Annotated in this window: 19 protein-coding genes; 9 read left to right on the top strand and 10 right to left on the bottom strand. The window is 68.5% G+C overall.

Features of this window, described 5'->3' with window-relative positions; translation table 11 throughout:
- Nucleotides 1-72 precede the first annotated feature (72 nt).
- The gene (locus AC07Y4_RS01625; protein WP_487846968.1) at nt 73-2490 is read left to right on the top strand and encodes a TonB-dependent siderophore receptor; all 2418 of its coding nucleotides are present in this window, start codon (nt 73-75) and stop codon (nt 2488-2490) included.
- Nucleotides 2491-2496: 6 nt separating this feature from the next.
- Here AC07Y4_RS01625 and AC07Y4_RS01620 read toward each other — a convergent pair whose 3' ends face one another.
- Nucleotides 2497-3693: a serine hydrolase domain-containing protein gene (locus AC07Y4_RS01620; protein ID WP_487847335.1), complete on the bottom strand. Its 1197-nt coding sequence runs from the start codon at nt 3691-3693 to the stop codon at nt 2497-2499.
- A 285-nt stretch (nt 3694-3978) separates the two neighbouring features.
- Between AC07Y4_RS01620 and AC07Y4_RS01615 the strand changes: the two genes are divergently transcribed.
- Entirely contained in the window at nt 3979-4455 is a 477-nt protein-coding gene (locus tag AC07Y4_RS01615) for a VOC family protein (protein WP_095947618.1), read from the top strand.
- 18 nt (nt 4456-4473) lie between these two features.
- Here AC07Y4_RS01615 and AC07Y4_RS01610 read toward each other — a convergent pair whose 3' ends face one another.
- From AC07Y4_RS01610 to AC07Y4_RS01575, 8 genes are all read right to left on the bottom strand, one after another.
- A complete protein-coding gene (locus AC07Y4_RS01610; protein ID WP_487846969.1) occupies nt 4474-5910 on the bottom strand; it encodes an MATE family efflux transporter in 1437 nt (478 codons plus the stop codon).
- The gene (locus tag AC07Y4_RS01605; RefSeq protein WP_070060635.1) at nt 5907-6479 is read right to left on the bottom strand and encodes a DUF2239 family protein; all 573 of its coding nucleotides are present in this window, start codon (nt 6477-6479) and stop codon (nt 5907-5909) included. Before AC07Y4_RS01605 ends, AC07Y4_RS01610 begins: the two co-directional genes overlap by 4 nt.
- Before the next feature lie 68 nt (nt 6480-6547).
- Nucleotides 6548-6988, bottom strand: coding sequence for a MarR family winged helix-turn-helix transcriptional regulator (locus AC07Y4_RS01600; RefSeq protein ID WP_487846970.1), 441 nt, complete (start codon nt 6986-6988; stop codon nt 6548-6550).
- The gene (locus AC07Y4_RS01595; RefSeq protein WP_487846971.1) at nt 6985-7347 is read right to left on the bottom strand and encodes a GIY-YIG nuclease family protein; all 363 of its coding nucleotides are present in this window, start codon (nt 7345-7347) and stop codon (nt 6985-6987) included. Before AC07Y4_RS01595 ends, AC07Y4_RS01600 begins: the two co-directional genes overlap by 4 nt.
- A 56-nt stretch (nt 7348-7403) precedes the next feature.
- Nucleotides 7404-7913 carry a hypothetical protein gene (locus AC07Y4_RS01590; RefSeq protein WP_070060632.1) on the bottom strand — a complete coding sequence of 170 codons (510 nt, stop codon included), beginning with the start codon at nt 7911-7913 and terminating at the stop codon, nt 7404-7406.
- Between the two features lie 91 nt (nt 7914-8004).
- Nucleotides 8005-8343 (bottom strand): hypothetical protein, encoded by a 339-nt coding sequence (locus AC07Y4_RS01585; protein WP_062480212.1) that lies wholly within the window; start codon nt 8341-8343, stop codon nt 8005-8007.
- A gap of 23 nt (nt 8344-8366) precedes the next feature.
- Complete coding sequence (locus AC07Y4_RS01580) at nt 8367-9413, bottom strand: hypothetical protein (protein ID WP_487846972.1); 1047 nt, start codon at nt 9411-9413, stop codon at nt 8367-8369.
- A gap of 78 nt (nt 9414-9491) precedes the next feature.
- Complete coding sequence (locus tag AC07Y4_RS01575; protein ID WP_062472930.1) at nt 9492-10184, bottom strand: hypothetical protein; 693 nt, start codon at nt 10182-10184, stop codon at nt 9492-9494.
- A gap of 379 nt (nt 10185-10563) precedes the next feature.
- Between AC07Y4_RS01575 and AC07Y4_RS01570 the strand changes: the two genes are divergently transcribed.
- The 7 genes from AC07Y4_RS01570 (at nt 10564) to AC07Y4_RS01540 (ending at nt 17724) form a co-directional block, all read left to right on the top strand.
- The gene (locus AC07Y4_RS01570) at nt 10564-11358 is read left to right on the top strand and encodes a LuxR C-terminal-related transcriptional regulator (RefSeq protein WP_062472928.1); all 795 of its coding nucleotides are present in this window, start codon (nt 10564-10566) and stop codon (nt 11356-11358) included.
- 91 nt (nt 11359-11449) lie between these two features.
- Nucleotides 11450-12364, top strand: a complete 915-nt coding sequence (locus AC07Y4_RS01565) for a sensor histidine kinase (RefSeq protein WP_487846973.1) — start codon at nt 11450-11452, stop codon at nt 12362-12364.
- Nucleotides 12365-12443: 79 nt separating this feature from the next.
- Nucleotides 12444-14819, top strand: a complete 2376-nt coding sequence (locus AC07Y4_RS01560) for a Tex family protein (RefSeq protein ID WP_070060629.1) — start codon at nt 12444-12446, stop codon at nt 14817-14819.
- A gap of 65 nt (nt 14820-14884) precedes the next feature.
- Nucleotides 14885-15142 carry a type II toxin-antitoxin system Phd/YefM family antitoxin gene (locus AC07Y4_RS01555; protein ID WP_056580961.1) on the top strand — a complete coding sequence of 86 codons (258 nt, stop codon included), beginning with the start codon at nt 14885-14887 and terminating at the stop codon, nt 15140-15142.
- A gap of 13 nt (nt 15143-15155) precedes the next feature.
- Nucleotides 15156-15569, top strand: coding sequence for a type II toxin-antitoxin system VapC family toxin (locus tag AC07Y4_RS01550; protein ID WP_095745285.1), 414 nt, complete (start codon nt 15156-15158; stop codon nt 15567-15569).
- Nucleotides 15566-16642: a phospholipase gene (locus AC07Y4_RS01545; protein WP_369628864.1), complete on the top strand. Its 1077-nt coding sequence runs from the start codon at nt 15566-15568 to the stop codon at nt 16640-16642. The genes AC07Y4_RS01550 and AC07Y4_RS01545 overlap by 4 nt, the downstream gene beginning before the upstream one ends.
- A 95-nt stretch (nt 16643-16737) precedes the next feature.
- Entirely contained in the window at nt 16738-17724 is a 987-nt protein-coding gene (locus tag AC07Y4_RS01540) for a tripartite tricarboxylate transporter substrate binding protein (RefSeq protein ID WP_159272713.1), read from the top strand.
- Between the two features lie 15 nt (nt 17725-17739).
- Here the strand turns inward: AC07Y4_RS01540 and AC07Y4_RS01535 are convergent, their stop codons facing one another.
- Nucleotides 17740-18126: a DUF4150 domain-containing protein gene (locus AC07Y4_RS01535; RefSeq protein WP_056580973.1), complete on the bottom strand. Its 387-nt coding sequence runs from the start codon at nt 18124-18126 to the stop codon at nt 17740-17742.
- Nucleotides 18127-18147: the final 21 nt, after the last annotated feature.

Raw genomic sequence — 18147 nt, 5'->3', positions numbered from 1 at the left:
TACGGGGATTCCGCCGGCTCGTGCGTCAGCCCAGATAGGAACCATTTGCATTCACTACCTGGAAGACGTTCGATGACGAAGCGCTTGAGAACAAAGATGACACCCGCGCCGCTGGCCCTGGCCGTTGCATTGGCCGTACTGGCGAACGCGCCCCTGATGGCCCGGGCGCAGGGCGCGCCCCAGCCGATCCACATCGCGGCCCAGCCGCTGGCCGAGGCGCTGAACGACTGGGCGCGGCAGACCCGCATCCAGCTGGTCGTGCAGCAGAGCCTGGTCGCGGGCAAGACCGCGCCCGCCATCTCGGGCAGCCTCACGGCCCGGCAGGCGCTCGACCGGCTGCTGGCCGGCAGCGGCCTGGCGGCCACGATGGAAGGCAATGCGGCGGTCATCAAGACCGCGCCCGCCACGGGCAACACCTCCACGCTGCCGGCTGTGACCGTCGTGGCCGACGGCGAGGAAAGCGCCACGGGCCGCGTGCAGGGCTATGTCGCCAAACGCAGCGCCACCGCCACCAAGACCGACACGCCGATCATCGAGACGCCGCAGTCGATCTCGGTGATCACGGCCGACCGCATCGAGGCGATCGGTGCCACCAACCTCAAGGACGCGCTGGGCTACACGCCGGGCGTGTCGACCACCACCTACGGTGCCGATTCGCGCTACGACTGGATCTCGCTGCGCGGCTTCGACGCCTATTCGCCGGGCTTCTATCTCGACGGCCTGCCGCTGCGCAACAACAGCACCTGGGGTGTGTGGCGCACCGAGAACTACGGCGCCGAGCGCATCGAGCTGCTGCGCGGCCCGTCGTCGGTGCTGTACGGCATGAGCGGCCCCGGCGGGGTGGTGAATGTGGTCAGCAAGCGCCCGACGGCGGAGCCCGTGCGCGAGCTGCAGCTGCAGGTGGGCGACCATGCCCGCAAGCAGGTGGCGGGCGATTTCTCGGGCGCGCTCGACGCCGACGGCAAGCTGCTGTACCGCATCACCGGCCTCGTGCGCGACGCGCAACTGCCGGCGGGCAAGGAGGCCGACGACCGCATGTACATCGCGCCCGCGCTCACCTGGAAGCCGTCGGGCGACACCACGCTCACCTTGCTGTCGCAGTTCTCGCGCACGCGCGGCGGGGTCTACACGCGCGCACGGCCGCAGGTCGGCTCGCTCGATCCGACCGCCATCGGCACCACCATTCCCTCGAAGCTGTTCGTCGGCGAGCCCGGCTTCGACCGCTTCGACCAGGACCAGCAGATGGTCGGCTACCAGTTCGAGCACCGCATCAACGACACCTTCACGGTGCGGCAGAACGCGCGCTACGCGCACCAGAAGCTCGACTACACGGGCACGCAGCTGAAGGGCTTCATGGCGCTGAACCCCGACGTGCCGAACGACCCGCTCAACTTCCAGCAGATGTCGCGCAGCGTGTTCGGCAGCCGCGAGAACATCGGCGCCCTGGCACTCGACAACCAGCTTCAGGCCGATTTCCGCCTGGGCGAGACGCAGCACAAGGTGCTGGTCGGGCTGGACTACCAGCGCACCCGCATCGACCAAGTCACCTTCAGCGGCGGCAGCGCCTCGCCGCTGAACATCTATGCGCCGGTGTACGGCGGGCCGATCGAGCGGCCCGCGCCGTATTTCGACGGCATCACGCGGCTTGCGCAGACCGGCGTCTACCTGCAGGACCAGATCAAGTGGGGCGAGCGCTGGACGCTGACGCTGGGCGGGCGCTACGACACCGCCGACAGCACCGTGGACAGCCGCCTCGACGGCTCGCGCCAGCGCATGCGCGACCACAAGTTCACCAGCCGGGCCGGCCTGGTCTACCTGCACCCGAGCGGCTGGGCACCGTACCTGAGCTACTCGGAGTCGTTCGCGCCCACGGCCACCATCGACCCGGGGTCGGGCGACCCGTTCAAGCCCGAAAGCGGCAAGCAATACGAGGCCGGCGTGCGCTACCAGCCCACGGGCAGCAAGGCGATGTACAGCGCCGCCATCTTCGACCTGCGGCGCAAGAACTACATCAGCTACGACGGCGAGTTCATGCCCAAGCAGACGGGCGAGATTTCGGTGCGCGGGCTTGAGCTCGAGGCCACCGCCGAGATCGCCTCGCGCCTGAACCTCACGGCGTCGTACAGCTACACGCCGCGGGCCATCGTCACGGCCAGCAGCAACACGAGCGAGATCGGCAAGCAGGCCACGGCCGTGCCGCGCCACCGGCTGTCAGTGTGGGCGGACTACCGCTTCGCCGGCGGCGTGAAGGTGGGCCTGGGCGCGCGCTACACGGGCTCGAACTACGGCGACGGCGAGGCCGCGTGGCCGAGCAAGGTGCCGGCCTCGACGGTGCTCGATGCCATGCTCGGCTACGACATCGACCGCTGGAGCCTGGCGCTGAACCTGCGCAACCTGACCAACAAGACGTACTTCGCGAACTGCGGTTACCGCAACTGCTACTACGGCTACCCGCGCACGGCGACGGCCACGGCGACCTACCGTTGGTAGCTGCTTTCAGCGCGGTGCGCGCAGCAAATGCCGCCCCAGCGCCTCGAAGGCCGGCAGCGTGACCGGGTCGTTCGCGGCGTTGCCCGCGATCGGGTGCGAGGCGTAGCGCACGATCACCATCCCGGCCTTCGGGTCGATGTAGATGCGCTGGCCGTGCACGCCGCGCGCCATGTAGGCGCCGTGGTCGTTGTGCGTCACCCACCACATGTTGCGGTAGCTCCAGCCCTGCAGCAGCGGGTAGCCGCCCTTGACGAAGGCGGCCTTGTCGCCGCCGCGGCGGATGTCTTCGACGGCGGCCTTGGGCACGACCTGCCGGCCTTTCACGCGGCCGTCGTTGCGCAGCATCTCGCCGAAGCGCGCGAGGTCGCGCAGGCCGGTGTTCAGGCCGCCGCCCGCGAAGGGCGTGCCGATGGAATCGACGGTGAAGTAGGCGTCCTGCTCGGCGCCCAGGTGGCGCCAGATGCGCTCCGACAGCAGCTGCGCCACGGTGCGGCCGGTGGCGCGCGCGATCACCCAGCCCAGCACGTCGGAGTTGACGGTCTTGTAGCCGAAGCCTTCGCCGTGCCCTCCCTCGGGCTGCACGGTCTGCAGGAACTCGTAGTAGCTGCGCGGGCCGGTGTAGTCCTTCGGCTTGGGCAGCGGGTTGCCGGCCTGCGCATGGGCCCAGACCTCGGCCTTCGGGTCGGCGTAGTCCTCGCTGAACTTCAGGCCCGTGGTCATGTCGAGCACCTGGCGCACGGTGGCGTTGCCGAAGGCCGAGGTCGCCAGTTCGGGCACGTAGTGAGCCACCGGCTTGTTGGCATCGAGCGTGCCTTCGGCCACCAGCATCGCGCCCAGCGTGCCGACCACCGACTTGGTGACCGACATGGCGCCGTGCTGGCCGTCGTCTTTCAGCACGCCGAAGTAGCGCTCATAGACCACGCGCCCGCGGTGCAGCACGAGGATGCCGTCGGTGTAGGTGGCGGCCAGCGAGGCGTCCCAGGTCATGTGCGTCTTCGCGTCGAGCGGCGTGAAGCTGAGCGTGTCGATGTCCTTGCGCAAGGCCTGGGGCAGGGCGGTGGGCGCACCGAGCCCGCGCGACACGTTCACGGTCGGCATCAGCTGGCGGAAATTCGACACGCTCCAGCGCATCGCCGGAAACTGGAAATAGCTGCCGTCCTCGAAGCGCAGCGTGCGCTCGGGCGGCGGCGGCGAGCCGGTCATCCAGCCGAGCCGGGCGGGGTCGCTGGCGGCAGCGTCGGGGTAGGTGGCATCGGCCGCGCCGGCCGGCACCGCGAAGGCGGCGAGCGCGGCGGTCAGCAAAGCCGGGGCGCCAAGGCGGGTTCTGGAAGGGGCGAACATGGCAGTTCCGAAGCGAAGGACCGGCCCATTGTGGCCCGCGGCCCAGCCTGCGAACTTCTCACTGACAGCCTCGGCGCGGGTTGACAGGGCGCCGCTTCGGCTTTGATACTGAACCCTTCAGTTCATCATTCAACCCAAGGAGATTCCATGCAGAAGATCATTCCCTGCCTCTGGTTCGACGGCAACGGAGAGGATGCGGTCAACTTCTACACCGCCATCTTTCCGAAGTCGCGCCTCACCGACACGCTGCTCTGGGGCGATGTGAATCCCGCCAAGAAGGGCAAGCTGCTCACCGCGACCTTCGAGCTCGACGGGCAGTCGTTCATGGTGCTCAACGGCGGGCCTGAGTACAAGATCACGCCGGCCATCTCGCTCATCGTGACCTGCGAGACGCAGGAGGAGGTCGACTACTACTGGGACAAGCTGCTCGAGGGCGGCGGCCAGCCCGTGCAGTGCGGCTGGCTCACCGACCGCTTCGGCGTGTCGTGGCAGGTCACGCCGATGCCGCTCATCCGCATGTTCCAGGACAAGGACGCGGCCAAGGCGGCCCGCGCGATGGCGGCCATGATGAAGATGATCAAGCTCGACATCGCCACGGTGAAGAAGGCCTTCGACGGGGAGTGACCCCCGCCGAGGCGCCGATCAGACCAGCCGGCCGATCGGCTTCTTGCGCCACACCAGCCGGTAGTACGCGGTCTGCAGCAGCAGCATCGCGCCGAAGGTCACCGGGTAGGCGACCCAGATCCCGTCTAGGCCCATGCCGAAATGGCGGCTCATGAGCCAGGCCACCGGCACTTCGACGCCCAGGATGCAGACGATCGAGATCAGTGTCGGCACCAGCACCGAGCCGCTGGCGCGCATGATCCCCGAGATCGCCGAGGCCATGCCGAACAGCACCAGGCTCCACAGCATGATGTGCAGCAGGTTCTGCGCGATCTCGATCACCGGCGCGCTGGTGATGAAGAAGCCCATCAGCGGACGCGAGAACAAATAGCCCAGCAGCACCAGCCCGCCCGTGAGCACGAGGTTCATGCCCAGCGCGGTCTGCACGATGGCACCCAGGCGGTTGGCGCGGCCCGCGCCGATGGCCTGCGCGCCGAGGATCGACGTGGTGATGGCGATCGAGATGGCCGGGAACTGCACGTAGGCCACCACTTGGTTCACCGCGCCGTAGGCGGCCGTGGCGTTGGAGCCGTAGCTGTTGACCATCGACAGCAGCACCACTTCGGCCAGCGCCACCACGATCATCTGCACGCCCGTGGGCACGCCGATCTTCAGCACCGCCTTGAGCAGGTGCGGCTGGATGCGCAGGCAGCGCACGAACTCCGCGTCGGGTGCGAGCGGGCTCTTCTTCTGGCGCAGCCGGAAGCCCAGCCATGTGGTCGCGACCGCGAACGACAGCACCGAGGCCCACGCGCCCGCCGCCACGCCCAGTTGCGGCAACCCGCCCCAGCCGCGGATGAGCGCGGGCGTGACGACCAGGCCGATCGCCGTGGAAATCAAGAGCGTCAGCAGCGGCGTGATGGTGTCGCCCACGCCGCGCAGCATGGCGGTGGCCAGCAGGAACAGGAACACGCCGGGCATCGCGATCAGCATGATGCGGGCGTAGCGCGTGGAGTCGGCCAGCACGTCAGGCGGCGTGCCCAGCATGGCCAGCATCGGCGTGGTGAACAGGCCCCCGAACACCGCGATCGCCAGGCCCAGCAGCAGGCCCACCGTGAGCGTGGTGCCCGCCACCGCCTTGGCCTTGGCTGCGTCGCGTGCGCCCCAGGCCTGGCCGATGAGCACCGAGGCGCCCGCGCCCAGCCCGATGATGAAGGCGATGAAGAAGAACATCACCGGGAAGAAGCTCGACACCGCCGCCAGCGCGCTCACGCCGAGCATCTGCCCGACGTAGACGTTGTTGATGGTGCCGGAGAGCGACTGCAGGATGTTGCTGAGCAACATCGGCGCCAGGAAGAACAGGAACACCTTCCACAGCGGACGCGGCGCACCCACCGGCGCCACGGGCACGCCGCGCAGTCCGCTCGGGTTGCCGGGGCTGGTGGAGGTGGTGCTGCTGTCGGGCGCCGCGCTCATGCAGCACCCCAGCCACCGGCCGACAGCTTGTGCAGGTGCACGCGCAGGTCGGTGGGCCAGGGTTCCACGAGGTCGCTGAAGCGCTGATGCTCGCCCGCGAACAGCGCGCGCGTGGCTTCCTCGAAGCCGGGCAGGTTGCCCGCGATGGCGGTCATGAAGCGGTAGGTGGCTTCGCGCGCGGCGCGCACCGTGTCGCGGTCGGCGTGCACGTGGCGTGCGTCGTCCACCAGCTTGCGCAGCGCCACCGAGGCGCCGCCCGGCTGGCGGCCGAGCCAGTCCCAGTGACGCGGCAGCAGCGTGACTTCGCGCGCCACCACGCCCAGGCGCGGACGGCCGACGCCGCGCGGTGCGTCTTCGTGTTTCTCGGCTTCGAGCGCGGAGGTCTCGATGGCCTTCGGGTCGCGCAGATCGACATCGAGCTGCTCGCCGGTCTGGTCGTCGAACACGAGGCAGGTGGCGGCGTCGCCGCGCTCGCGCAGTTGCGTGAGCACCTGGGCCTTGGTGCCGGCGGCGACGCGCTGGAAGCCGGCAAACGCAGTGAATGTGGTCGGTAGTTCGTCGGGTGACATGCAAATTCTTTTTGGGTTGTCGATCCGGGCGGAACGAAACGAGGTTCGTAATCTACCCGCAGGACGGTTCAGGCGTGCGGCGTGTCGTGATCGCACAGCACCCGCAGCGCGGCATGGAGGTCTGGCAGGCGTTGCGGGTCCAGCGATTTCACGGCATCGACGCAGATCGCTTCGACGGTGGTGATGGCGGCTTGCATCAACTTCCTTCCGCCGCTGCGAATAATCGCATGGCGCCGGGGGTCGTCATCGGGTCCCGTCGTGCGCTCGGCCAGGCCGGTCTTTTCGAGCAGCACCATCTTGCGGATCAGCGCCGACATTGGCAACCCCAGCGTGTGCGCCAGTTCGGCCATCGGCATGCGGTCGTTGCCGGCCCGCAGCAACAGGTGGAGCAGGGTGAAGTCGTCGTAGTCCAGCCCGTGAAAGGCGCCCAGGTCCTCGTTGAGTTTCAGGCTCAGGCTTGCGTGGGCGCGGCCGAGGTCGAGGCAAAAGCCCAGTGCGTCGGTGCTCATGGCGTGTTGTAGCCCTTGTCAGTGGTGCACTGGAGTTCCTCGCGCCAGAGCTCCAGCAGCTTTTCCAGCTCCGCCGCGCGGTCGAAGGCGGGGTCGTCGCGCTCCTTCACCCGGTCGATCACCTCGAAGCCGAAGTGCGTCGCGCCCTGCGCCACCCAGTCGCGCTGCAAGGCCTTGTTGCGGTGCGAGCGCAGGTTCAGCTCGAAGCGGGCGCGGTTCATGGCGCCTTCGACATCGAGGCTGCCGGCCACGTAGACGCGGCTGTCCATCAGGTTGCGGATGACGAAGACGCCGGCGGGGCGCACGCTGTCCTTGTATTGCTTGACGAGGGTACGTCGGGTGGAAGGAGATGGATTCATCTCCAAATATTACCCGGGCAAAATATAAAACACAATACACCCGGGTAAAAATAGATTCACTCGGCGCGCAGCCGGTGCCAGCCGCGCAGCACCCGCCGGTGCACCGCCCGCACGATCCGCCAGGGGCGGCTTTCGCGCACCCGCGTCAGCACGCTGTCTTTCCATGCTTTCCAGCGCGGGTACCAGCGGGCGAACCAGGCCAGGCGCATCAGCGAGCCCTCGACCAACTGGAAGATCCGCGCGACCACGGCCGTGCCGGCGAGCTTGGCCAGCAGCAGCACAGCCATGCCGCTGAACGCGTGGCCACGGCCGAACAGGAACAGCGCCAGCAGCTTCACCGGAAAGAGCAGCAGCATCGGCACGAAGAACGCCAGCAGCGCGCCCCAGGGCGGCAGTGCGCGCAGCAGGTTCTCGAGCCGCGCCCAGAAGGGCAGGCGCGCCAGCCGCGCGACCAGCGCCGCGAGCGGGGCCCAGCCCCATTCCTCGAACAGCAGCACCGGCACGAGGATCGTGGTGGCAACGGCGCGGAACAGGGCGCGCAAGGCGCGCACGAGGGGGTTGTGCATGCGCGAAGGGTATACGCACACGGCCGCGCGCCGCCGGGACCTTGCGGACCCGACGGCGCATCGTTCGAAAAAGCGGCGTCTGCGCGCCTGTCTATTTGCGGCCGACGCTGCTGTCTTCCGCGGGCCGGAAGAACAGGTATTCGCCCCGGCCCAGTTCGGGCGTGACCTCGTAGCCGCTGCACCGCGTGACGTTGCACTGGATGATCACGACGCGCGGCCAGATGGTGGCCGAGGTCGGAAACCCCGGCATGTACTGCGGCACGTGCCAGACGCCGTAGTCGCCCACCGGCTCGGCGTTTTCCGTGCCGCTGGCGTTCTGCAGGCCGCTGCCCATGGGCATCCGCTCGATGCGGATGATCGGCGTGGCGGCGACCGATGCCGTCGCCACGCAACAGGCGGCCAGCCAGAGAGGAACGGTCCTGGTGTTCATGGTGATGGACTCCAGAGCCGACCTCATTGCGCGTCGGCCGGTGCCGAAGCCACCTCGTCGGCCGGGTCAGCCGGCAGGCGGCGCGTGATGCGCGCTTCCAGGATGTCCGGCTGCGGGGCCACGGCACTCGCCATGACCGGTGCCGGCTCCGCCGCAGGTGCCGCGGCTTCCTCGGCGGGCGCTGCGGCCACGGGGGCCGGTGCCACTTCCGGCGCAGACACCGGGACGGCGGTCACGGCCGGTGCCGGTTGCGGTGCCGGCTGTTCCTGCGCCGGGGCTGCCATGGGCATCGCCTCGACCAGCGTGGCCGGTGGGGCGGGCTGCTGCACCGCCACGACCGGCGCGGGCGCCGGGGCCGGGGCCGGGGCCAACGCGACTGGCGCCGCAGGTGCCACGGGCGCCACCGGCTGGGGCACGGCCACCGCCACGGGAGCCGGCGCAGGTGCTGGAGCCGCGGCCACGGGCGCTACCGGCGCCGCCGGACGTGCCGCCACGGGCGCGCCGGCCGAGGAGGCCTGCGGTCCGAACGCGCTCACGCGCTCTTCGGCGGTCATCGACTGCGGGCACTTCGAGCCGGTCATCTCCAGGGCCGCCTGGGCCGCCGGGTCCATGCAGTCCATGGCCAGCGACGCTGCCTTCATGCCCTTGTTCCAGAGCTCGCGGCTCATCTTCAGGCGCTTGCAGTGTTCGTCCGTCCAGGTGGTGCCGAAGCTCAGCCCGACCCCTGCGCCGTTGGCGCTGGCGCTGGTGCTGCCCATGCAGGTGTCATTGCTGGTCGTCAGGTTCGGGCCGCTCACGGAGGGCACGTTCTTGACGGTGTAGCTGCCACGGTAGTCGACGGTGCTGGTCGTCGCGCCCGTGTTGTTGATGTTCTGTGTGCTGTTGCTGTCCACCGTGGCCCGGGAGGTGACTTCCGAGGGGGCGGAGCTGTTGAAATTCACCGCCTGGGTGTTGCCCTGGGCGTTGGTGGTGGCTGAACTCTGCGACTGGTTGTTGGCGCCACCCGCCGTGGTCTGCGCCAAGGCGCCGGCGGACAGGCCCAGCAAGGTCAGGGCAATCAATGTTTTCATTTTTTCGACTCCTTTGGGAAGCAGGGGAGGGGCGTGCCCCTCCCCGTTTCTGGTCCAACAACCGATGGTCCGGATCGCTCAGGGAGCGTTGGCCGTTGCGCCGGAGATCGCGCCACCGGCGGTGCCGCCACCGTTGCTGAAGCCCGCTGCGTTGCCCACGGCGAAGTTGATGACGCCCGTGGAACCGCCGGTCGAGCCCGACGTGGCCGAGGTCGTCGTGCCGTTGACGATGCCGTTGACCGCGCCCGAATTGGCGCTGAAACCGGCCGTCGTGCCCGAGGTGCGCGTCACCACGGCCAGACCGCCGCCAGGACCTGCAGCGGTGGCTGCGGTGTTGTTGGTGGTGGAGCCGGCTGCGCCGCCTGCAGAGCCGCTCACGGGGTTGGCGCCGCCGCCGGCGTAGTTCGCATTGGCGCTCGAGGTCGCATTGGCCTGCGCATTCGCACCGCCTGCAGCCACGCCGTTGCCGGTCGTTGCTGCCACGCTGGTCACGCGTCCTTGCGTGGTGGCCGAGCCGCTGGCGGTGGCGCCGCCGACGCGCAGGAAGGCATTGCCTGCTGCGCCGCCCGCCGCGTTGGCCGTGGCCGACGAGGTGGAGCTGGCTGCGTTGTAGCTCAGTGCGCTGCCCGTTCCGGAGCTGGCGGCGACCGAGCCAGCCGAGCTGGAGGAACCGGTCGTGGTGTTGGTGACGGCGAGCGCCACGCTGCTGCCGGTTGCGGTCCCGATGCCAGCCACGAGAACCACTGCCATGGCGATAAGAGTCTTCTTCATGATGCTTCCTCGATAGTGTTGAAACGAACCCGATCGCCGGGGAATCCGGCCATCAGCGACGGTCAGCGAGCACGGATTGAATGGATTCCGTTGCGACCGGGATGCAGTTTCAGCGGGGGGAAGGGATCGAAAAATGCCTCAGGCTGGGTAGTGCAAGGCTATGGCGAAAGCAATGCCCGGCCGCGTTTTCGGCGTGGGCAGGGGACCGGTTTCCGGCCCTGTTTCCCTCGTGGCCACTATCACTTTCGTTCACAATCTGGCAATATTGCAACCGAAAGAAACCAAGGTAATCAAAAAAGCCGATAGCCGGAAAAAGAGTAGAAATCGATTAACTTTTGTTCACGAAGTCGCGACTTTTATCTGTGACAAGGGGGCTTAAATGGAAAACGATCTCGACATTTCATTGACCGATGTCGGTGGTGGCGCTAGGAAATTCTCCAATCCCGGCCAGTTCGGTGGGCTGCTGGCTCCCTCGGCGGATACCCTGCCGTGGCCGGACTACCTCACGGGCCAGGAAACCAAGCCTGTTCGTGTCTTGCTCGTCGACGACGACCCCTTTGTCCGCCGTGTCATCGCCCAGGAACTGCTGGGCGATCTGCGCATCCAGCTCGAAGGCCAGGCCGGCTCCCTGCGCGAGGGACGGCGCCTCTTGATGCAGCATGAATTCGATGTGCTCATGGTCGACATCCGCCTCGGAGACGGCAGCGGATTCGAGCTCATCGAAGAGGCCAAGAAACACCGCAGCGCGGCCGAGATCATCGTCATTTCCGCGCTGGAAGACGAGCCCCAGGTGCTGCACGCCTTCGAGCTCGGCGCCTCGGGTTACCTGGTGAAGAACGCCTGGTTCCAGAGCTATGCCCAGGCCGTGCTGCAGGTGGTGAATGGCGGGGCCGCCATCACCCCCCGGCTGGCGCGGCGGCTGCTCGTTCACCTGGACCACCAGCGCGCCAATCCGAGCCCGGTGCGCCCGCCGGACAGCAAGGCGACCCTGTCGGCACGGGAGCGCGAAGTGTTGCGACTTGTAGCCACGGGATATGTGACGGAAGAGATCGCCCTGCAGCTCACCATCAGTGCCCAGACGGTTAACGCGCACGTCAAGAACATCTACCGCAAGCTGCACGCCCACACCCGCGCGCAGGCCGTGAGTTTCGCCTCGCACCGGGGGCTGCTCTAGGGCGCGCTTCGGGCGCGCCGCGTTCGCAGCGGAGCCACCCATGCGCGCGCCCGCGCCCCCGCTCCCGCCGTATTTCCTGGAGGACCAGTTCGTGTGGCTTTCGATCGCCGCCTGGTGTGTGCTCCTGATCTGGCTGTGGCCGCGTGCCTCGCGCCAGCGGATGCTGCTGTGGGTGGGGCTCGCATTCGCGCTGCACCTGACACCGGTGGTAGGGCAGGTGATTCGCGCGACCTCGGCGATCACCACGCTGGGTACCGAGGTGCCGGCCGCCTTCTGGGCCCTGCAGGGGGTGAACGTCGCCGTGCTCTGCATGATCGTGGCCACCTGGTATTTCACGCGGCGCCGCCTCGTGCGCTACCGCCAGGCGCAGGCCGTGCTCGCCGAGCGCCGCCGCATCGCCAGCGACCTGCATGACGGCGTCGGCTCGCGGCTGGTGGCGCTCATGGCCAGCTACGACCCGCGCTCCGCCGACGCCCGCGAGCTGTCGATGGCCCTGCAGGCCTGCCTGCTGGAGCTGCAGATGACGGTCGACTCCCTCGACGACCAGGCCGACACCAGCATCGGCGAGCGCCTGGGCCACTTGCGTTACCGGCTGCAACCGGCGTTCGACCGGCTTGGCATCACGCTCGTGTGGAACGTGCAGGACGTGGTGCTGGCACCGCCGCTGTCGCCCGAGGCCGCGATGCAGCTGTGCCGCATCGCGCAGGAGGCCTTGTCGAACGTGCTGCGCCATTCGCAGGCGACCCGCGTAGAAGTGCGCTTCGGCCCGCGCGAACGCTCGCACGGCCTGGTGCTCGAAGTGCTCGACGACGGGCGCGGCCTGGATGCGGCGGCCGGCGAACCGGGCGGCAAGGGCCTGCGCAGCATGCGCGAGCGCGCCGATACGCTGCACGGCGAGCTGGCCGTCATGGACGCAGCGCCGCACGGGCTGCGCATCCGGCTCGTGATGCCCGGCGAAGTGCTGCCGCAGTCGGCGGTCGCGGCGCCGGCCGAGAGCACGTTGTAACCAGCCCGCACCGGTGCCCGGCAAGGGGGCTCGTCGCCTATGGCAAACTTCCGCGCTTTGCCAGGGACGCGCTCAAGACATGCAGAAAATCATTCGCCAGCTCGCCGTTGAAATCAAGGTCGGCGAGCACCAGGTGAAGGCCGCCGTCGAACTGCTCGACGAAGGCGCCACGGTTCCGTTCATTGCCCGCTATCGCAAGGAAGTCACGGGCGGCCTCGACGACATCCAGCTGCGCGAACTGGAAGCCCGGCTGTCTTACCTGCGCGAACTCGAAGACCGCCGCGTGGCGGTGCTCAAGGCCATCGACGAGCAGGGCAAGCTGACCCCCGAACTGCGCGCCGCGATCGAATTCGCGCCGACCAAGCAGGAGCTCGAAGACCTGTACCTGCCGTTCAAGCAGAAGCGCCGCACCAAGGGCCAGATCGCCCGCGAATTCGGCATCGAGCCGCTGGCCGACAAGCTGCTGGCCGACCCCACGCTCGACCCGGCCGTCGAAGCCAAGGCCTTCCTGCAGCCCGCCACCACGCTGGACGACGGCAAGCCGGGCCCCGATTTCTCCACCGTGCCCCTCGTGCTCGACGGCGTGCGCGACATCCTGTCCGAGCGCTGGGCCGAAGACGCCGTGCTGGTGCAGCGCCTGCGCGAATGGCTCTGGAACGAAGGCCTGCTCAAGTCCACCCTGATGGCCGGCAAGGACGAGAACAACGCCGACATCGCCAAGTTCCGCGACTACTTCGACTACGACGAACCCATCGGCCGCGTGCCGTCGCACCGCGCCCTGGCCGTGTTCCGCGGCCGCGCGCTCGAGGTGCTCGACGCCAAGCTCGTGCTGCCCGTCGAGCCCGAGCCGGGCAAGCCCAGCATCGCCGAAGGCAAGATCGCGCTGCACCTGGGCTGGAGCCACGCCGCCCGCCCGGCCGACGACCTGCTGCGCAAGTGCGTGGCCTGGACCTGGCGCGTGAAGCTGGCGCTGTCGACCGAGCGTGACCTGTTCACCCGCCTGCGCGAAGACGCCGAAAAGGTCGCCATCAAGGTGTTCGCCGACAACCTGCGCGACCTGCTGCTGGCAGCCCCTGCCGGCCGGCGCGTCGTGATGGGCCTGGACCCCGGCATCCGCACCGGCGTGAAGGTGGCCGTGGTCGATTCGACCGGCAAGCTGGTCGAGACCGCCACCGTGTTCCCGCACGAACCGCGCAAGGACTGGGAAGGCTCGCTGCACACCCTGGGCAAGCTGTGCGCCAAGCACGGCGTGAACCTGATCGCCATCGGCAACGGCACCGCCAGCCGCGAGACCGACAAGCTGGCCGGCGACCTCATCAAGCTGCTGGCCAAGATGGCCGCGCAGGCCGGTGCGCCCGAAATGACGGTCGACAAGGTCGTGGTCAGCGAAGCCGGCGCCTCCGTGTATTCCGCCAGCGAATTCGCCTCGCAGGAAATGCCCGACGTCGACGTGAGCCTGCGCGGCGCCGCCTCCATCGCGCGCCGCCTGCAGGACCCGCTGGCCGAGCTCGTGAAGATCGACCCCAAGAGCATCGGCGTGGGCCAGTACCAGCATGACGTGAACCAGAGCGAACTCGCGCGCACCCTGCAGGCCGTGGTCGAAGACTGCGTGAACTCGGTGGGCGTCGACCTGAACACCGCCAGCGTGCCGCTGCTCAGCCGCGTGTCCGGCCTGTCGGCCAGCGTGGCCAAGGCCGTGGTGCGCTGGCGCGAAGCCAACGGTGCGTTCTCCACCCGCAAGCAGCTGCTCGACGTGACCGGCTTCGGCCCCAAGGCCTTCGAGCAGAGCGCCGGCTTCCTGCGCATCCGCGACGGCGCCGACCCGCTGGACATCACCGGCGTGCACCCCGAAACGTACCCGCTGGTCGAGCAGATCATCGTCAAGACCGGCAAGCCCATCGCCGAGCTGATGGGCCGCGCCGACATGCTCAAGACCCTCAAGCCCGAGCTGTTCGCCAACGAGAAGTTCGGCGTCATCACGGTCAAGGACATCCTGGGCGAACTCGAGAAGCCCGGCCGCGACCCGCGCCCCGACTTCAAGGTGGCGCGCTTCAACGACGGCGTGGACGACATCTCCGACCTCACCGAGGGCATGATCCTCGAGGGCACCGTGAGCAACGTGGCCCAGTTCGGCGCCTTTGTCGACCTCGGTGTGCACCAGGACGGCCTGGTCCACGTGAGCCAGCTGAGCCACAAGTTCGTCAACGACGCCCGCGAAGTCGTCAAGACCGGCGACATCGTCAAGGTCAAGGTGATGGAAGTCGACGTGGCCCGCAAGCGCATCGGCCTGTCGATGAAGCTCGACGCCGCGCCCGCACGCCGCGACGGCCCGCGCGACAACCGCTTCGAAGGGGCAGGGCGCGGCCAGCAGCAACAAGGCCGGCGCGACAACTCGCCGCAGCCGGCGGGGCAGATGGCGAGTGCGTTTGCCAAGTTGCAGGGGTTGCGCAAGTAACCGCCAGCAGATCGAAGGCCATCCCGTTAAACTAGTCATCTAACTAGTCTGATGGGGTGGCGCCGATGAAAACCTGGCCGGTACAAGACGCGAAAGCGCGTTTCAGCGAATTCCTGGAGGCCTGTCTGAACGACGGGCCGCAAATGGTCACCCGGCGCGGTGCCGAGGCGGCCGTGCTGGTGCCGGCCGCGGAATGGCGGCGGCTGCATGCCATCGCCAAACCCTCGCTCAAGGAGCTGCTGTGCACCGACGAGGCGCGCACCGAGTTCCTCGTGCCCGAGCGCGGCGCCGCGCGCAGGCGACGCGTCACCCCGGCCCGTTGAAGGCGCGCGCAGCATGTACCTTCTGGACACGAACGTCATTTCCGAACTGCGTCGGCTTCGGCCTCATGGCGCCGTCCTGGCGTGGCTGGCGCCCATTCCCGACAGCGAACTTCACCTGTCGGCCGTGACACTGGGCGAGATCCAGGCCGGCATCGAACTCACGCGCGAACAGGACACGGCGAAAGCGGACGAGATCGAGCAGTGGGTCGAGCTGGTCGCTGCGTCGTACAACGTCCTGCCGATGGATGCGAAAACCTTCAGGCTGTGGGCCCGGCTGATGCACCGCAGCTCCGTCACGCTGTACGAAGACGCCATGATCGCCGCCACGGCGAAACAGCACGGCCTGACCGTCGTCACGCGCAACGTGAGCGACTTTGCCGGCTTCGGTGTCGAGGTCTTCAATCCCTTCGAAACGGGTGCCGCATGAAAGCCCTGCGCATCTACGCCGGCCCTGCGGCCCGCCAGCACATCGAACAGCACGGCCTGCGTCCGCAGGACGTGCGCACCGTCCCCGGCGCGGCCGGCGGGCCCAAGGGGCTGATCCTCGGGCCGCTCGATCGCTTCATCTTCGGGCGCTGGCTCACGCAGTCGAGCCAGCCGGTGGACCTGGTGGGTGCGTCGATCGGCGCGTGGCGGCTGGCGACGGCCTGCCTGGCGGACCCGGAGGCGGCCTTCGGGCGCTTCGAGCACGACTACGTGCGCCAGCAGTTCGAAGTGCCGCCGGGCCAGAAGCGGCTCAGCCCGCACCAGCTCAGCGAACGTTTCGCGGAAAGCCTCGACACCTTCTATGGCGGACGCATCGGCGAGGTGCTGGGCCATGCGCGCTACCGGCTGCATGTGGTGACCTCGCGCGGGCGCCACATCCTCGGGCGCGAGGGCAGGGCGCGCACGCCGGTCGGCTACCTGGGCGCCTTCGCGAGCAACAGCCTGCACCGCAAGAGCCTGGGCGCCTGGCTGGAGCGCTGCGTGTTCTCCACGCCCGGTGCGGCCTTGCCCTTCGGCACGACCGACTTCCGCACGCGCCAGCACGCGCTGAGCGAGGCCAACTTCAACCGCGTGCTGCAGGCCTCGTGCTCCATTCCGTTCCTGCTGGCGGCGGTGCACGACATTCCGGGCGCGCCGCGCGGCGCCTACTGGGACGGCGGCATCACCGACTACCACCTGCACCTGGACTACCAGCCGGCCGACGAAGGCATCGTGCTGTACCCGCACTTCCAGCAGGCCGTGGTGCCGGGCTGGCTCGACAAGGGGCTGCGCTGGCGCCACAAGTCGACGCGCTTTCTCGACCGCATGGTGGTGCTCGCGCCCAACCCCGAGTGGGTGAAGACGCTGCCGCACGGCAAGCTGCCCGACCGCAAGGACTTCATCCGCTTCGCGAACGACGCGCAGGCCCGCATCGCGGCCTGGGGCCAGGCCACGCGCGAGGCGACGCGGCTGTCGGACGAGTTCGAGGCCTGGCTCGGCGACGACGGGCGCTCGCGCGACATCCTGCCGCTTTGAGCCCACCTTGTCCCGTCGGGGACAAACCCTGAGCGCCGGCGCAGGAGCGCGCTTCGAGAATGGTCCGATCCATGCCATCCGAAGGGTTCCCGACCATGCCGCACGCCACGCTCTCCCGCCGCCGTTTTTCTCTTGCCACGGCCGCCGCTGCTGCCAGTCTGGCCGCACCGTCTTTCGCGCAGAGCGCCTGGCCGAGCAAGCCGATCCGAATCGTCGTGCCCTACACGCCGGGCGGCTTCACCGACCAGATGGCGCGGCTGGTGCAGGCGGGCCTGCAGACACGCCTGGGCCAGCCGGTGGTGATCGACAACAAGCCCGGCGCGAACAGCCTGATTGGCGTCGATGCCGTGGCCAAGGCCGCGCCCGACGGCAGCACCTTCGGCGTCGTCATCGCGGCCTACACGGCCAACACCACGCTGTACCCCAAGCTGCCCTACGACCCGCGCAAGGACCTCGTGGGCGTTTCGCTGATGGGTGTGTCGCCGCTGCTCGCGGCGGTCAACAACGACGCGCCGTTCAAGACCGCGCGCGAGCTCATCGACTACGCACGCAAGCACCCCGGCAAGGTGAGCTTCGGCTCGTCGGGCAACGGCTCGGCCGCGCACCTCACGAGCGAGCTGTGGAAGTCGCTCACGCAGACCTACATGATCCACATCCCGTACCGCGGCGCGGTGCCTGCGCTGACCGACCTGATGGGCGGGCAGATCCAGCTGTTCTTCGATGCGCCCACGGGCCTCATCAACCAGGGCAAAGCCGGCAAGGTGCGGCTGATCGGCGTGGCCGGCGACAAGCGCCTGCCGGCCGTGCCCGACGTGCCGACCTTCATCGAGCAGGGCTTCGCGGGCTTCACCGGCAGCACCTGGGCCGGCATGCTGGCGCCGGCGGGCACGCCGCGCGAGATCGTCAAGCGCATGTCGGAAGAGGTGGCGCGCATCATCAAGAGCGACGAGACGCGCGCCAAGCTCGATGCCATGGGCACCTTCCCGGCGGGCAGCACGCCCGAAGAGTTCGACGCGTTCATTGCGTCCGAGACCACCAAGTGGGGCAAGGTGATCCGCACGGCGGGCGTCAAGCTCGACTGAGCCTCCAGCGCTGTTTCAGGGGGCCAGCACCAGCACCTTGAACTGGCTGGGCACGATGCGCATGCCCACGATGTTGCAGCGGTTCTGCACCGCCAGGCTGGTCATGCGCGTGCAGGGCGTGCCCTTGAGCAGCACCGTGAACGCGCCGGTGATGTGGCGCGACGGCCCCATCACCGTCTGCGACACCACGCCCATGAGCACGCCGGCGTTGTCGCCGTTGGTGATCGGGGTGGTGGTCGCCATGTTGTGCACGGGCGTGCCGCCGTACAGGATGTTCCAGGCGTTGGGCAGGGCCGTGGGCCCGAGCGCGATGTTGGGGTAGGGCACGGGCAGCGCGGGCGGTGTCTTGCAGACATCGGGAAACGCGAGGTCCATTCCCATCATCTGTGCGTTGGCGAACATGGTTCAGGCTCCTTGTCGGTA

The sequence above is a fragment of the Variovorax sp. GW460-12-1-14-LB1 genome, assembly GCF_059423605.1.
This window is presented reverse-complemented; position numbering and strand designations above follow the sequence as displayed.

Excerpts from the sequence above, each read along its gene's own strand:
- AC07Y4_RS01540 (WP_159272713.1), top strand. The coding sequence starts at position 16,738 with ATGCCGCACGCCACGCTCTCCCGCCGCCGTTTTTCTCTTGCCACGGCC.
- AC07Y4_RS01615 (WP_095947618.1), top strand. The coding sequence starts at position 3,979 with ATGCAGAAGATCATTCCCTGCCTCTGGTTCGACGGCAACGGAGAGGAT.
- AC07Y4_RS01610 (WP_487846969.1), bottom strand. The coding sequence starts at position 5,910 with ATGAGCGCGGCGCCCGACAGCAGCACCACCTCCACCAGCCCCGGCAAC.
- AC07Y4_RS01620 (WP_487847335.1), bottom strand. The coding sequence starts at position 3,693 with ATGACCGGCTCGCCGCCGCCGCCCGAGCGCACGCTGCGCTTCGAGGAC.
- AC07Y4_RS01555 (WP_056580961.1), top strand. The coding sequence starts at position 14,885 with ATGAAAACCTGGCCGGTACAAGACGCGAAAGCGCGTTTCAGCGAATTC.
- AC07Y4_RS01605 (WP_070060635.1), bottom strand. The coding sequence starts at position 6,479 with ATGTCACCCGACGAACTACCGACCACATTCACTGCGTTTGCCGGCTTC.
- AC07Y4_RS01625 (WP_487846968.1), top strand. The coding sequence starts at position 73 with ATGACGAAGCGCTTGAGAACAAAGATGACACCCGCGCCGCTGGCCCTG.
- AC07Y4_RS01570 (WP_062472928.1), top strand. The coding sequence starts at position 10,564 with ATGGAAAACGATCTCGACATTTCATTGACCGATGTCGGTGGTGGCGCT.
- AC07Y4_RS01585 (WP_062480212.1), bottom strand. The coding sequence starts at position 8,343 with ATGAACACCAGGACCGTTCCTCTCTGGCTGGCCGCCTGTTGCGTGGCG.
- AC07Y4_RS01575 (WP_062472930.1), bottom strand. The coding sequence starts at position 10,184 with ATGAAGAAGACTCTTATCGCCATGGCAGTGGTTCTCGTGGCTGGCATC.
- AC07Y4_RS01550 (WP_095745285.1), top strand. The coding sequence starts at position 15,156 with ATGTACCTTCTGGACACGAACGTCATTTCCGAACTGCGTCGGCTTCGG.
- AC07Y4_RS01545 (WP_369628864.1), top strand. The coding sequence starts at position 15,566 with ATGAAAGCCCTGCGCATCTACGCCGGCCCTGCGGCCCGCCAGCACATC.
- AC07Y4_RS01560 (WP_070060629.1), top strand. The coding sequence starts at position 12,444 with ATGCAGAAAATCATTCGCCAGCTCGCCGTTGAAATCAAGGTCGGCGAG.
- AC07Y4_RS01580 (WP_487846972.1), bottom strand. The coding sequence starts at position 9,413 with ATGAAAACATTGATTGCCCTGACCTTGCTGGGCCTGTCCGCCGGCGCC.
- AC07Y4_RS01590 (WP_070060632.1), bottom strand. The coding sequence starts at position 7,913 with ATGCACAACCCCCTCGTGCGCGCCTTGCGCGCCCTGTTCCGCGCCGTT.
- AC07Y4_RS01535 (WP_056580973.1), bottom strand. The coding sequence starts at position 18,126 with ATGTTCGCCAACGCACAGATGATGGGAATGGACCTCGCGTTTCCCGAT.
- AC07Y4_RS01600 (WP_487846970.1), bottom strand. The coding sequence starts at position 6,988 with ATGAGCACCGACGCACTGGGCTTTTGCCTCGACCTCGGCCGCGCCCAC.
- AC07Y4_RS01595 (WP_487846971.1), bottom strand. The coding sequence starts at position 7,347 with ATGAATCCATCTCCTTCCACCCGACGTACCCTCGTCAAGCAATACAAG.